Here is a 13,809-nt window from a genome sequence, read left to right as displayed (position 1 = left end):
CTTTCAAGTGCCCCCCCCGGACGACTCTCCGTGGGGGCTTTCTTTTCCCCATCCGTGGCACTGCCAGCGCGCAACGGCATTTAGTTTCATCTTTTAAAAAGCTATGATTTTTAACTTGCTCTTAATTGACAACATTTCATTATTTATAGTATTATTCTCGAATCGGAGGTTTTAAATTGAAAAACTTAGTTAAATGTGTAGCTGTTGCTTTTTCAGTAATAGCACTTGCTTCATGCGGAACAACAAAAGAAACTGTAAAAGTTGTAACAGGAGCTTATGAGCGTTTGGATTGGCAGGGAAGAGCTACAGGCGCAGAAGTACCGAATTGGGTTGTTGCTGTAGGTGACAATAACAAAAGACAGATTGTAAAAGAACTTGATCTTGATGGCTATATGGTTTGGAGCTTCAACTCAAACGGTCCGGATTTGGATTTCCTCCAGAACTGGACAGATAAAGTTGAACTTCAGAGCAATGTTGCGCAGTCTATCAGCACTTCAATTGGACGTGCTACAGAAGCTTCTTTGAAAGCAGAACAGAGCATTGATACAACAAAAAGCGACAAGGCTCTCAAAGATGTTACAACAGTTCTTTCAAATGTACGTGTAAACGGTCTTGAAAAAATCGCTTCATACTGGATTAAGAGCCGCTTCTCTGAATCTGCAAAACCAAAGGCTGATTCTGATTACAAAACAATGTATACATACTATTCAGTATGGGCTTTGAAGAGCGACTTGTATCAGAGACAGATTAATGCAGCAATGCAGGATCTTCCTGAAAACACAGCACAGGATCCTCTTCTTATGAAACTCATCACAAGATCAATCGAAAAGACTATTCTTAATGAGGATTCAGGTTCAGATGCAAATGTAAGTTCTATATCTTATGATGCAGAAACAGATACAGTAAAATATGATGATGAAGAGCCTGGAGCTGAATTCTAAATGAAGAAGTTTGCTTTTTTGTTTGCAGCTGTTTTTAGTGGCCTTATGATGGTTTCATGCGGAAGTACAAAAGTTTCTCGCGTTGATTCTGATGAGGTCATTGATTTAGACGGCTACTGGAATGAATCTGATGTTCGTATCGTTTGTGATTCACTTATTGAAGAATGTATAAGTTCTCCTAGAATTGCAAAGTTTGAAGGACAACAGGGACATGCTCCAGTTGTTATAATTGATTCTATACGCAATCAGAGCAGCGAGCATATTGACACTTCAATTGTCGAAAAGAAATTTCAAACTGCAATAATTAATTCTGGTGTTATGGAATTTGTTTCTAGCAGCACAGAAAGACAGGCGCTTAGAGAGGAAAAGGCTGATCAGGCTGACCATTCAACTTACGATACTGCAAAAGAAATGGATCAGGAAACTGGAGCTGACTTCATGCTTAAAGGTTCTGTTAAGACAATTGTTCAGTCTGCTGGCGATAAAACTGTAAGAACTTACTATGTTTATGCAGAGTTGCATGACATTAAAACAAATAAAATTGTTTGGATGGCAGAAAATGACAGCATAAAGAAAGTTATTAAACGTCAGAAAGCAAAGCTCTAATTTGCACAAAACAGGCATCTTCAGAATTTTCTGGAGATGCCATTTACTTTTAATCGGAGAAGTTTTCATGAAAAAGCTCTCGCTTCTTTCTTTGCTTTTTGTATTTTTTTTTCTAGCTGGATGCGCTTCTACAAAAGTTGATTTAGAAGCTGAAAAATATTTTTCCGAAGAAAATTATTCAGCGTGCGCTTCCGTTATTCAAAAATCAATAAATAAAAAAAATCCGCCGATAGACAAAGCTCTTGATGTGGCGATTCTAAATCATTATTCAAAAAATTATTTGCAGTCCTCAAAAGATTTTAATCAGACTGACCGTCAAATAGAAGATGCTTACACAAAAAGCATTTCAAAAACGACTGGCGCAGTTTCCTTAAATGAAAATATTTCTGACTATACTGGAAATGTTTATGAATATCTTTTGTTAAATGCGTTTAATTCTTTGAATTACTACAACATGGGTGAATTTGATGAAGCTCTTGTTGAAATCAGAAAAATTGAAAATAAACAAAAGGAATATATTTCAAAATATGGCGAGCTTGCTTTGCAGGATTTGGATGTAGATACTGAAACTCTTGCCGACTCTGCAAAGACAATGAATGTAAATATGCGTGAAGTTTATAGGCATACTCCGCGCAAACCTACGGAAGCAGATGTCTATAAAGATTCTGCATTTGCACATTATCTTGCGGCATTGATGTATATTCAAGATAAAAGTGGAACTCCAGAACTTCATGTTCGGGAATATGAAGCGATAAACCGCGGCGTAAAATGCGCTTCTTTGCGAGACGACTTGAAAATTCCTTCTGGAATGGGAAGACTGGATTTTGTTTCGTTAGCTGGAAAAATTATTCGCCGTAAAGAAGGAACTGTTTATTTTCCAAGTTTCGCGGCAAATGGAACTCCAATTTTTTTAACTTCTGTAACGATTGGAGGCATTACGATTCCGGCTTTCAGGCTGAAATATGTTTATCCTTATGTTGAAGCAGATGAAAACGGCAATATTATAAAACCTAGCGATTCAATTTCTTCTATAAAAGTTACGCTTTCTGATGGAAGCACTGTACGGCTTAATCTTATTGAATGGTTTGATGAGGCTGTTCAAAAAGATGTTGCTTTAAAAGCCCGCAAGGATTTTATAAGAAGTATATTCCGCAGCACAACAAAAAAAGCTGCTGCTGTAACTTCTGCCGCTGTCGCTATACGAGCTACTCCTGAAAAGTTCCGGTCAATTACAGAAATTGCAGTTACAAAAGCTCTTGATGCTGTGGATTTTGCTGAAACTGCGGATATTCGCCAATGCCGTTATTTTCCGAGTTTTGCGGCTGGCGGAGGTTTTACGTTGAAGCCTGGAATTTATTCAGCGAAGGTTGAATATTTTGATACAAATGAAAATCTTGTCGGAACAGAGACTTTTGAGAATTTAGAAGTAACTGCTGGCCGTCCGACTATTGTGGAGTCAATATGTATAAAATAACTAATTTTTTTGTTTTGCTTGTTTGCGGAATTTCAGTTTGTTTTGCTGCCCGCGTAAAAGAGCCTGTCTGGGTAAGTGTTCCGAAAAAAGTTTATGATCCTGAAAAATATCTTTCTTATGTTGGAAAAGCAAAAGACAAATCTCAGGCAGAACTCCTTGCGGTTGAAGGAATCGCCTCTGTTTTTGAGCAGAATGTTGCTTCGGCTTCTGTGTCTTCTTCAAGAATGGAACAGGCGAGCAATGAAGGAAAAGTTGCAATTGCAAAGGCTCAGAATTTCAATTCAAAGATAATGCGAAAAGTCGATGTTGATTCTCTTGTTGGCATTGAAATCAAAGAATATTGGACTGATGCTGAAAAAAACATTTATGTTATTGCGGTTCTTGACAAGCCGAAAACTTCGCTTCTTTATTCTAATATGATTGAAAAAAACAATGCGGAAATCAAAAAACTTTTGAATGGCGAAACTGATGATGAATTTTCTTTTGAAAATTATGCGCGGATTGACTTTGCGCGTGAAATTTCTGTTTTAAATGAAAAATATCTTTCACGCCTTTCTGTTATAGATTTTGATAAGGCTTCCGAATTAGAAAAACAGACTGAGAGTGCCGCTGATATAAATGCGATGCTTCTTCAGATTGCAAAACAAATTCCTGTTTATGTTTATTTTCAGAATGATCCTGACGGCAGGGCTCGTTCCGCTTATGCAAAAATGCTGAATTCGTTTGGATTCAGAACTTCGCAGGAAAAAAATGAACGCTATTCGTTTACAGGAAGCATGAGTTTTGAACAGAATATTCCAAAGGACAAAAGTTCAGTGCAGTGCAGATACACTTTTAAAGCTGATTTGAAGGATTCTGCATTTGTGCAAAATCTTTTTACGCTTTCATTTGACGGAAGAAATTCCAGCAATTCTTATTCTGATGCCCAGAACCGTGCTATGCGTGCTATTGAAGCTCGTGCGGCAGGAAATTCCACAGAAGAATTTAGAAAATTTTTGCAGAATATTGTAGTTCATTATTGACAAATAAATACATTTTCTGTAATATATTTATACATTCGTAACTGAATGCTCCCTTAGCTCAGTCGGTAGAGCAATGGACTGTTAATCCATGTGTCGCTGGTTCAAGCCCAGCAGGGGGCGCATATAAGGCAGCTGTTTTGGCTGTCTTTTTTGTTTTAAATTTGCAGTTAAAATTTGTTTTTTTCTTGAATTTTTATTATATTTATTGGCAATCAAAAAATTTTAAAATGTAGAACTTTTTTCGCTTGATTTCTTATTTTTATTGAAGATTTTCAGCTTGAAAAGTTTTGGAGTAAAATCATGGCAAAGTATCAGTTTCAGACGGAAGTTAATCAGCTTTTAAAACTTATTATTCATTCAATGTATTCAAACAAGGATATTTTTCTGCGTGAAATTGTTTCGAATGCTTCGGACGCGCTGGATAAATTAAAATATCTTACAGTTTCTGATGATAAATATAAGGACATTCCTTTTAATCCGCGCATAGATATTTCATTCAATGAAGAAAAAAAGATTCTTTCAGTTCAGGATTCTGGAATTGGAATGGACGAAGAAGATCTTACAAATAATTTGGGAACAATCGCACGTTCTGGAACAAAAGCTTTTATCGATATGCTTTCTAAAAACGGAACTGGATCTTCAGATTTGATTGGACAGTTTGGTGTTGGGTTTTACAGCGCATTTATGGCGGCAAGCAAAATTGATGTTTACACAAGAAAAGCTGCCGGCGATGGAAAAGTTCTGCACTGGTCAAGCGATGGAACAAATTCCTACGAAATTGAAGAACTAACAGAAAAATCAGAAGCCTACTGCCAGTATGGATTTGACAAGGCTGAAACTGTAGGTTCCGTTATTGAAATTCATTTGAATGACGATTCTAAAGATTATGCTTCAAGATGGAAAATTGACGAACTTATAAAAAAATATTCAAATCACATTGCTTTCCCGATTTATCTTCATTATGTTCAGACAAAGTATGACAAGGACGGAAAAGCTGAAGGAACTGAAAATAAAGTTGAGCAGGTGAATTCTGCCAGTGCGCTTTGGAAGCGGAACAAGAGTGAGCTTAAAAAAGAAGACTACAATGACTTTTATAAGACAATCAGCCATGACGGAACAGATCCGCTTATGTACGTTCACACCCATGCGGAAGGAACTCAGGAATACACGACTTTGTTTTATGTTCCACGCACTGCGCCGTTCGATATGTATCAGGCTGATTATAAAAGCGGTGTTAAACTTTATGTAAAGCGCGTTTTTATAACTGACGATGACCGTGAGCTTTTGCCGTCTTATTTGCGTTTTATCCGCGGCGTTATTGATTCAGAAGACTTGCCTTTGAATGTGAGCCGTGAAATTCTTCAGCAAAACAGGATTCTTGAAACTATAAAAACTCAGTCTGTAAAAAAACTTCTAAGTGAATTCAAAAAACTTGGTGACGAGGCAAAAAAACTTGAGGCAAAAACTGACCTTTCTGATGATGAAAAAGAAACTGTTGAAAAATGGCACGATTTTGTAAAGTCGTATAACCGTCCTTTGAAGGAAGGCCTTTATTCTGATTTTGCAAACCGCGATGAAATTGCCGAGATAATCCGTTTTAAGTCAACTGCAGATGAAGGCAATGGCGAAAACAAATGGACAAGTTTTGCAGATTATGTTCAGCGCATGAAACCTGATCAGAAATCAATTTACTATATCAGCGGAAGTGATGAAAAAAATCTACGCTCTTCTCCGTTGCTTGAGGCTTATAAAAAGAAAGGGTTTGAAGTTCTTATTATGGCGGATGACATAGACGATATTGTTATTCCTGCATACGGAAAATACAAAGACTTTGAGCTGAAAGCAGTGAACCGCGCCGGAAGTGATGAAGAGCTTGGAGTCGACAAGGAAGAGGCTAAGAAAAAAGAGGAAGCGTTCAAACCTGTTCAGGAAAAAATAAAGAAAGCTCTTGAAGGCCGTGTAAAGGATGTTGTTCTCTCAAAGCGTCTTTCTGATAGTCCGAGCTGCATTGTTGTGGATGAAAATGACCCGAGCCTTCAGATGGAACGCATGATGAAAGCAATGGGACAAGGCGGTGGAGATTTTGTAAAGCCGATTCTTGAAATAAATGCAGACCACGCGATTGTAAAAAAACTGGAAGGTTCTGTTTCGGAAGACTTTATAAAAAATGTAAGCGAAGTTCTTCTTGATCAGGCGCTTCTTGTAAGCGGAGCGGAATTAAAAGATCCGGCTGATTTTGTAAAATCACTGAATTCTTTACTTGCTGAATAAATTGCATAAAAAGGCTTTCCAGTTTTTCTGGAAGGCTTTTTGCTTTTTTAATGAAAAATCATTTGTAACGATAATTGCGCATTTTTATTTTTTAGATATGGAAAAAATTGAAACTCCTGATGAGTATTTAGTGGAACACGACAACGATCATTTGCAGGGAAAAGAACTTGCAAAAATTTCGTCATTGAACGAAATCAATTCGATGAATCCCAATGACTTTATAAAAATGGCTTTTGAATTTCAGAAGCTTATGATGATTTATGAAAGCGCAATAAAGCAGGTTGTTACAAAACTTGAAATTTTAAACAAAGAGTATAAAGTTACAGGCAGAAGAAATCCGATTGAAACAATAAAGTCCAGAATAAAATCTCCAGAAAGCATTGCTGAAAAACTCGAAAAGCGGAAGTTGCCGTTTACATTTGAGTCCATGACAGAAAATCTTACTGATGTTGCTGGCGTTCGTGTAATCTGCCCTTACATTTCAGATATTTACACAATAAAAGACATTCTTTTAAAGCAGCCGGATATAAAACTTCTGAAGGAAAAAGATTACATAAAAGAGCCCAAGGAGTCCGGCTATAGAAGCCTGCATATTGTTGTTGAAACAATTGTTTACCTTTCTAATACTGAGCACAGAGTTCCTGTTGAAATTCAGCTTAGAACGATTGCAATGGATTTTTGGGCGAGCCTTGAGCATGAGCTTAGATACAAGACTGAATCGCATATTCCAGCCGGAATTCGCCGCGAGCTTTTAAGATGCGCAGAAACAATTGCAATGACCGATCGCGAAATGGAAGAAATTGCAATTGAACTTCAGGCTTTGGATTAGTTTGCTAGATGTTTTCTTTTGAATTCTTGGCATTACTAGAAAATTTTTTTTTTCTATAGTATGATATGCTTGTCTTAGAAATTTCCGTTTGGTGATTTTTAGATAAAAATCTTATATCAACTGCGCATTTGATTGCAGATGCGTTTAAAAAGTCAAGATTTTGTTCGTTGGCTTTTTGGGAGATTCAATTGTCAGAATTACATGAGTCCGGTGAAGACTATCTTGAGGCAATTCTTAGATTAAAAGAAGAAAATGGAGTTGCAAGATCCGTTGATGTTGCAAAGCGTCTTGGTGTTTCCAAGCCTAGTGTAAGCCGGGCGATGAGCATTTTGGGCGAAAACGGATATATTACAACTGGCCATATTGGTTCTCTTGAATTGACTGAAAAAGGACAGAAAAAGGCCGAGTCCGTTTATGCGCGCCATGTTCTTCTCACAGATTTTCTTGTAAAAATTACTGGCGTTGACAAAGCTCATGCGGAAGAAAATGCGTGCAGAATTGAGCATGATATTGATGAAGATATAAAAGACGGAATTCAAAAATGGATGGAGCAAAATAAATAAAATGTCAGACGTAAATGGAAAAAATCATGGCACATTGACTGGCGACAATCACGCTGCTCTTTGGAGCGGAAGATTTGCAGAAGGACCGGATGCCGCTGCGGTTGAGTTTGAAACTTCTATCCGTGTTGATGAAAGAATGGCTCTTGATGATATTCACGGTTCGATTGCCCATGCGCAAATGCTTGGCGAGCAGAAAATAATTTCAAAATCAGAAAGTTCTGAAATTGTAAAAGGTTTAAAATCAATTGAAAAGGATTTGCTTTCCGGCGAGTTGAAAATTGATTATAGCGCGGAAGATATTCATTCATTTGTTGAAGCCGTTCTCACAGACCGCATTGGTGAGCCTGGAAAAAAACTTCATACAGGACGCAGCCGAAATGATCAGATTGCGCTGGACGAGCGTCTTTATTTGCGCCGCATGATTCCTTGCATTCAGAATGAAATTTTAACTCTTATAAAAACTCTTTCTGAAATTGCTTCAAAAAATAAAAAATCCTTGTTGACAGGTTATACTCACATGCAGCATGCCCAGCCTGGAACTTTGGCGCAGCATCTTTTGGCGTGGGCTTCTATGCTTGTGCGCGATTGGGAACGTCTTGAAGATTCACTTAAGCGCATTGAAAAATCTCCACTTGGCTCTGGAGCTTTGCAGGGAAGCACTTTGCCTCTTGACCGTGAGCTTGTTGCAAAGAAACTTGGATTTTCTGGAGTTACTGAAAATTCCTTGGACACAGTTTCTGACAGAGACTATTGCATAGAATTCACTTCGGATTTTGCATTGCTTCAAAGCCACTTAAGCCGGATGTGCGAAGAAATTGTATTGTGGTCGACAACAGAATTTTCGTTTGTTGAGCTAAGTGAAAAATGGTCAACTGGCTCTTCAATTATGCCGCAGAAAAAAAATCCAGACTTTGCTGAATTAATCCGCGGAAGAACAGGAAAAGTTTACGGCGATTTGATAAATCTTCTTACAATGGTAAAAGGTCTTCCGCTTGCTTATGACCGGGATTTACAGGAAGACAAAGAGCCTTTGTTTGATGCTTTTGACACTGTTGAGGCGAACCTAAAAGTTTTTACAGCAATGATTTCTTCTGCAAAATGGAATCTTGAAAAAATGGCGGCAAGCTGTGAAGGCGGTTTTGCAAATGCCACGGATTTAGCTGAATATCTTGTGCGCAAGGGAGTTCCGTTTAGAACGGCGCATGGAATTTCTGCAAAAGCTGTTCGCATGGCAATTGATGCAGGACTTTCAAAAATTGAAGATTTGTGCGTGGAGGAATTTAAAAAATGTTCTCCGCTGATTGAAGATGACGTTTATGAAATTCTTTCACCGGAAGCCTGTGTGGAAAATAGAAAGACAATCGGTGCGCCTTCTTCTGAATCAACTTCAGTTCAAATAAAAGCTTTGATTGCATTTTGTAAAAAAGGCTTAAAAAAATAATTTTAGGAGTTTTCAAAATGAAAAAAATTGTTGCAGTTATTTGTGGACTTATGGTTTGCCTTTCAATGGCGAGCGCAAAAAAGAAATCATCTGGAAAATTTGTTCTTGGACTTGATGATTCATTTCCGCCGCTTGGATTCCGCGATAAAAATAATGAAATTGTAGGCTATGACATTGACCTTGCCCGCGAAGTTGCATCTCGTCTTGGACTTGAGCTTGTTTGCCAGCCGATTGACTGGTCCACAAAAGAAATGGAGCTTAACACTGGAAAAATCGACTGCATTTGGAATGGACTTACTTTAACTGAAGAAAGAAAACGCGCAATGGCTTGCTCTGAACCTTACCTTGCAAATGCGCAGGTCGTTGTTGTCCGCAATGATGGCGAGATAAAATCGCTTGCAGATTTAAAAGGAAAAAAAGTCGGAGTTCAGGCTGGTTCTTCTGCGCAGGAAGCAATTGACGGTGCGCCAGATTTCAAAAAAAGCCTAAAGGAAATTGTTGAGTTCAAAGAAAATGTTACTGCTCTCAACGACCTTGAATTTGGAAATCTTGATGGAGTTGTAATGGATTTGGTTGTGGCCGGATATAGCATTACGCAGGGAAAGAAGCCGCTTGTTATTCTTGATGAAACCCTTGCTCCTGAAGAATACGGAATTGCATTCAGCAAAAAAAACAAGTCTCTTCGCGATAAAGTTCAAAAAACACTTTTGGAAATGCAGGCTGACGGAACTGTTGCAAAAATTTCAACAAAGTGGTTTGGCTCTGATATTTCCACAATCGGAAAATAATTATATTTTGTAAAATGTTTTTGCGTCTGGAAAAATTCCGGGCGCATTTTTCTAAAGTAAAATTTAAATGATTGAATTTTTATCTGAATATTTTCTAAGAATCAAAATTGGAAATCTTCTTGTTGTAATGCTCCAGAGCACTTGCGTCAGCTTGGAAGTTTTTTTTCTTACTCTGATTTTTTCTGTTCCGCTTGCGCTTTTTATTTGCTTCGGAAGAATGTCGGCTGTAAAAATTGTGGCTGGAGTTACAAATCTTTTTCTGCTGATAATCCGCGGAACGCCCCTTATGCTTCAGCTTATTTTCGTTTATTTTGCGCCCCAGATGATTTTTGGAATTGGCTTTGACAGATTTACGGCTGCGATTGTGGCGATGGTTATAAATTATGCGGCGTATTTTGCGGAAATTTACCGTGGAGGAATTCAGTCCATTCCGTTTGGTCAGTATGAAGCTGCAAAAGTTTTGGGCTTTACAAAGAATCAGACTTTCTTTCGAATTATAATTCCGCAGGTTGTAAAACGCATAATTCCGCCAATGGGAAACGAAGTTATTACTCTTGTAAAAGACACTGCGCTTGTTCAGGTTTTGGGCGTGGCTGAGCTTTTTCACGTTGCCCAGACTCAGAGCGGACGTCTTGTTAGTGTTATGCCGCTTTTTATTGCAGGTGTTTTTTATTTTGTAATGAACTGGGCTGTTTCTAAAGCATTTGACTTCACGGAGAAAAAACTTGGATACTACAAATAGTGAAATTATAAAAGTTGAAAATCTGAAAAAAAATTTTGGCGAACTCGAAGTTTTAAAAGGTGTTTCATTTTCCTTGCATAAAGGAGAAGTTCTTGGAATAATCGGTCCGAGCGGAAGCGGAAAATCTACGTTGCTTCGTTGTGTTTGCCAGCTTGAAAAAATTACAGACGGCTCAATTTCTATTTGCGGACAAAACATGGTCAAGGACGGCGTTTACATCGATAAAAAAACTTTGCGAAAAATTGGTTTGAACGTTGGGCTTGTGTTTCAGAATTTCAATCTTTTTCCGCATTTTTCAGTTTTAAAAAATATTACCGAGGCGCAGAGAGTTGTCCTTGGAAAAGAAAAATCTGAAGCGGAAGAAACTGCTATTTCACTTTTAAAGAAAATGAATCTTGAGCAAAAAGCGTTGTGCTATCCTTGCGAACTTTCTGGTGGGCAGCAGCAGCGTGTTTCTATTGCGCGTGCGTTGGCGCTTAAGCCCGAAGTTTTGTTTTTTGACGAGCCGACTTCTGCATTGGATCCAGAGCTGACAGGAGAAATTCTTTCTGTAATCCGTGAGCTTGCCGAGGAAAAAATGACGATGGTTGTTGTTACGCATGAAATGTCTTTTGCCCGAGACACAAGCGATACAATTATTTTTATGGACGGCGGAGTTATTGTTGAGCAAGGAAAAGAAGTGATTGAAAATCCAAAGGAAGAGCGCACAAAGCTTTTTCTAAAGCGTTTTAATGAAAAATAAGTTTTTAGAGTTTTTAAGAAAAACTATTGACAATATAAACTGTTTTTTGATATGATATTATCACCTTTTGGGGTGTTAGCGAAGCTGGTTATCGCGCTGGCCTGTCACGCCGGAGACCACGAGTTCGAGTCTCGTACATCCCGAAGTCAAGCATCTGTTTTTATACAGGTGCTTTTTTTTTGCCTTGATGTTATCATGTTGCTTAGAGGAATTTATGACAAATAAAGTTTACATAATCGGACACAGAAATCCTGATACAGATTCAGTTGTTGCCGCGGCTGCCTATGCAAGGCTTAAGCATCTTCTTGGAAAAAAAGAATATGTTGCCGCCCGCGCTGGAAAATTAGCTCCGCAGACAGAATATATTTTCAAGAGATTTAAAGTTGAACCGCCACAATATATTCCAGATTTAATTCCTAAGACTGAATATTATATGAGCGGCGAATATTCTTCCGTAGATCAGGATGTTCCGCTTTGGAATGCTGTGGACAAAATGATAAGCACAAATTCTTCTGTTCTTCCGATTGTCAATGTGGACGGAACTTATCAGGGGCTTTTGAACTATAACGCATTTGCTTTGAATTCATTTAAAATTCTAAGTCCAAAGAAAGACGACATTTTTTTAACAAGCATAAAGCTTATAGAAAAAACTTTGGGCGCAGTTCCGATTGTGGAATTTGATGCGGACGATTATTTCAAATGCTCCTTGATGGTTGGCGATGACGATGCTGATTCATTCAAGAATCTTCTTTCTGAGCATAAAAGTGAAAACATTGTCGTGATTACAGGCGACCGTGAAGATATTCAAAAAATGTCAATTGAAGCAAAAGTGCGCGCTGTAATTGTTACAAAAGATTATGTTATAAAAAAAGAACTTAGGGAGCTTGCCCGTAAAAATAAGGTTTCAATTATTTCCGGCCATGACAGCACTGTTGCAACCGCAATGCTTGTAGAATATTCTTCGCCTGTAAGTTCTATGGCTGACACAAAAATTCTTCCGGTGAAAGCAAGTGATACAGTTCAAAAAATCCGCGCCCAGCTTGCCCAAAGTCCTGCAAGATGCCTTCCTGTGGTTGACGATGATTTTAAAGTCATTGGAATAATCAGCGAAAGTGATTTACTGCACGAAGCGAATATTCAAGTTATTTTGGTAGATCACAATGAGCCGCAGCAGGCGGTTGAGGGAATTGAAAATTATATAATTCAGGAAATTATTGACCATCACAAAATAAACACTTTTGCAACTCGAATTCCAATTAACTTTATAAACAAAGCAGTCGGCTCAACAAGCACAATCATTGCGAATCTTTACCGCGAAAACAGAATTTCAATTCCGAAAGACATGGCTTCAATTCTTTTGTGCGGAATTCTTAGCGACACTCTGATTCTTCAGTCTGCGACAACGACAGAATATGATGTTCTTACCGCTGAATATTTGAGTAACATTACAGAACTTGACATAAAAACTTTGGGAAACGACATTATAAAAAGCGGAAGCCATATAGACGGACGTTCTGCAGAAGAAGTTGTGCATCAGGATATGAAAGAATATTCTGAAAATAAATTCAAATATTCTGTGAGCCAGATAGAAGTTGACAGCACACGTGAAATTGTTGAGCGCAAAAAAGAATTCCTTGATTGCCTTGAGCAGGAACGAAAATCAAAAGGAGCTTTGTTCAGTGCGCTTCTTGTAACGGACATAACAAAATTAAGTTCGATAATGTTTTTGGCAAGCGAACCGAAATTTGAAGCCGTTATAAATTTCCCGAAACGTGATGAGCACATTTATTATATGAAAGATATTGTTTCGAGAAAAAAACAACTGATTCCTTTGCTTTCTGAATTGACTGCAAAAGTAAATTAAAAGTTTTTACAGATATTTTTTTATTGTTTCTATAATTTTATTCTGAACCGGGAGAATTTCCTGAAGCTTTTCCTTGGCTTCTGGAATTTTTTCTTGGCGCAGAAGATTTGTAATTTCCGTGTAAGCTTTGTAGAGCGGAGTTACAGAAAGATTTCCCGTGTTACCTTTTAGTGTGTGCGCTTTGGAAATTGCATTGTTAAGATTTCCATTTGCAATGTCGCATTCAATTCCGCTGTTCTGTTCAATTGAAGTAAGAAGTTTTTTCAGCATCATTTCCAAAAGCTGGCTGTTTCCCATAAAACGTTCAAGCGCAGAATCCATGTCGGCGTCGAGTTCTTTCAGTTCATTTATCAAATCCACAAAATCCCTCCCAAAATAAAACTGCTTAATTAGCCCAAACTTCGAGTTTTATGATTTTATGTCATTATCGGGCTTGACCCTGCGATGTTTCTGAAAGAAACTCGGTTGATAATCTATTGAAAATTTCCAACAGATTCCTGACCAAGTTTACTGCGTAAACATCGCA

General features: G+C 38.0%; 13 protein-coding genes and 2 tRNA genes. 14 read left to right on the top strand and 1 reads right to left on the bottom strand.

What is annotated here, in order from left to right; all coding sequences use genetic code 11:
- The first annotated feature begins 176 nt into the window (after positions 1-176).
- The 14 genes from B3209_RS05645 (at position 177) to B3209_RS05580 (ending at position 13,283) form a co-directional block, all read left to right on the top strand.
- Complete coding sequence (locus B3209_RS05645; protein WP_296090901.1) at positions 177-941, top strand: hypothetical protein; 765 nt, start codon at positions 177-179, stop codon at positions 939-941.
- Positions 942-1,547, top strand: a complete 606-nt coding sequence (locus B3209_RS05640) for a penicillin-binding protein activator LpoB (protein ID WP_296090899.1) — start codon at positions 942-944, stop codon at positions 1,545-1,547.
- Positions 1,548-1,614: 67 nt separating this feature from the next.
- Positions 1,615-3,021 (top strand): hypothetical protein, encoded by a 1,407-nt coding sequence (locus tag B3209_RS05635; protein WP_296664250.1) that lies wholly within the window; start codon positions 1,615-1,617, stop codon positions 3,019-3,021.
- A complete protein-coding gene (locus tag B3209_RS05630; protein ID WP_296664251.1) occupies positions 3,009-4,043 on the top strand; it encodes a hypothetical protein in 1,035 nt (344 codons plus the stop codon). The genes B3209_RS05635 and B3209_RS05630 overlap by 13 nt, the downstream gene beginning before the upstream one ends.
- 47 nt (positions 4,044-4,090) lie before the next feature.
- Positions 4,091-4,163: transfer RNA gene (locus B3209_RS05625), tRNA-Asn, on the top strand.
- Between the two features lie 180 nt (positions 4,164-4,343).
- A complete protein-coding gene (gene htpG, locus B3209_RS05620; protein ID WP_296090892.1) occupies positions 4,344-6,314 on the top strand; it encodes a molecular chaperone HtpG in 1,971 nt (656 codons plus the stop codon).
- 97 nt (positions 6,315-6,411) lie between these two features.
- Entirely contained in the window at positions 6,412-7,143 is a 732-nt protein-coding gene (locus tag B3209_RS05615) for a GTP pyrophosphokinase (RefSeq protein WP_296090890.1), read from the top strand.
- A 188-nt stretch (positions 7,144-7,331) separates the two neighbouring features.
- Positions 7,332-7,706, top strand: coding sequence for a metal-dependent transcriptional regulator (locus B3209_RS05610; protein WP_013700694.1), 375 nt, complete (start codon positions 7,332-7,334; stop codon positions 7,704-7,706).
- A 1-nt stretch (position 7,707) separates the two neighbouring features.
- On the top strand, positions 7,708-9,147 hold the full coding sequence (argH, locus tag B3209_RS05605) for an argininosuccinate lyase (protein WP_296664252.1): 1,440 nt from the start codon (positions 7,708-7,710) through the stop codon (positions 9,145-9,147).
- A 17-nt stretch (positions 9,148-9,164) separates the two neighbouring features.
- The gene (locus B3209_RS05600) at positions 9,165-9,935 is read left to right on the top strand and encodes an amino acid ABC transporter substrate-binding protein (RefSeq protein ID WP_295799870.1); all 771 of its coding nucleotides are present in this window, start codon (positions 9,165-9,167) and stop codon (positions 9,933-9,935) included.
- Positions 9,936-10,002: 67 nt separating this feature from the next.
- Entirely contained in the window at positions 10,003-10,677 is a 675-nt protein-coding gene (locus B3209_RS05595; protein ID WP_296664253.1) for an amino acid ABC transporter permease, read from the top strand.
- Positions 10,661-11,419, top strand: a complete 759-nt coding sequence (locus B3209_RS05590; RefSeq protein ID WP_296664254.1) for an amino acid ABC transporter ATP-binding protein — start codon at positions 10,661-10,663, stop codon at positions 11,417-11,419. The genes B3209_RS05595 and B3209_RS05590 overlap by 17 nt, the downstream gene beginning before the upstream one ends.
- 69 nt (positions 11,420-11,488) lie before the next feature.
- Positions 11,489-11,562, top strand: a tRNA-Asp gene (locus tag B3209_RS05585).
- A 71-nt stretch (positions 11,563-11,633) separates the two neighbouring features.
- Positions 11,634-13,283 (top strand): putative manganese-dependent inorganic diphosphatase, encoded by a 1,650-nt coding sequence (locus B3209_RS05580; RefSeq protein WP_296664255.1) that lies wholly within the window; start codon positions 11,634-11,636, stop codon positions 13,281-13,283.
- Positions 13,284-13,289: 6 nt separating this feature from the next.
- On the opposite strand, the gene B3209_RS05575 is transcribed toward B3209_RS05580, so the two are convergent.
- The gene (locus B3209_RS05575) at positions 13,290-13,643 is read right to left on the bottom strand and encodes an Hpt domain-containing protein (RefSeq protein ID WP_296664256.1); all 354 of its coding nucleotides are present in this window, start codon (positions 13,641-13,643) and stop codon (positions 13,290-13,292) included.
- Positions 13,644-13,809: the final 166 nt, after the last annotated feature.

It is taken from the genome of Treponema sp. UBA6852 (assembly GCA_002449305.1).
Lineage (GTDB): Bacteria > Spirochaetota > Spirochaetia > Treponematales > Treponemataceae > Treponema_D.
Note: the sequence above shows the minus strand (reverse complement) of the source record. Positions and strands in the feature narration are given on the sequence as shown.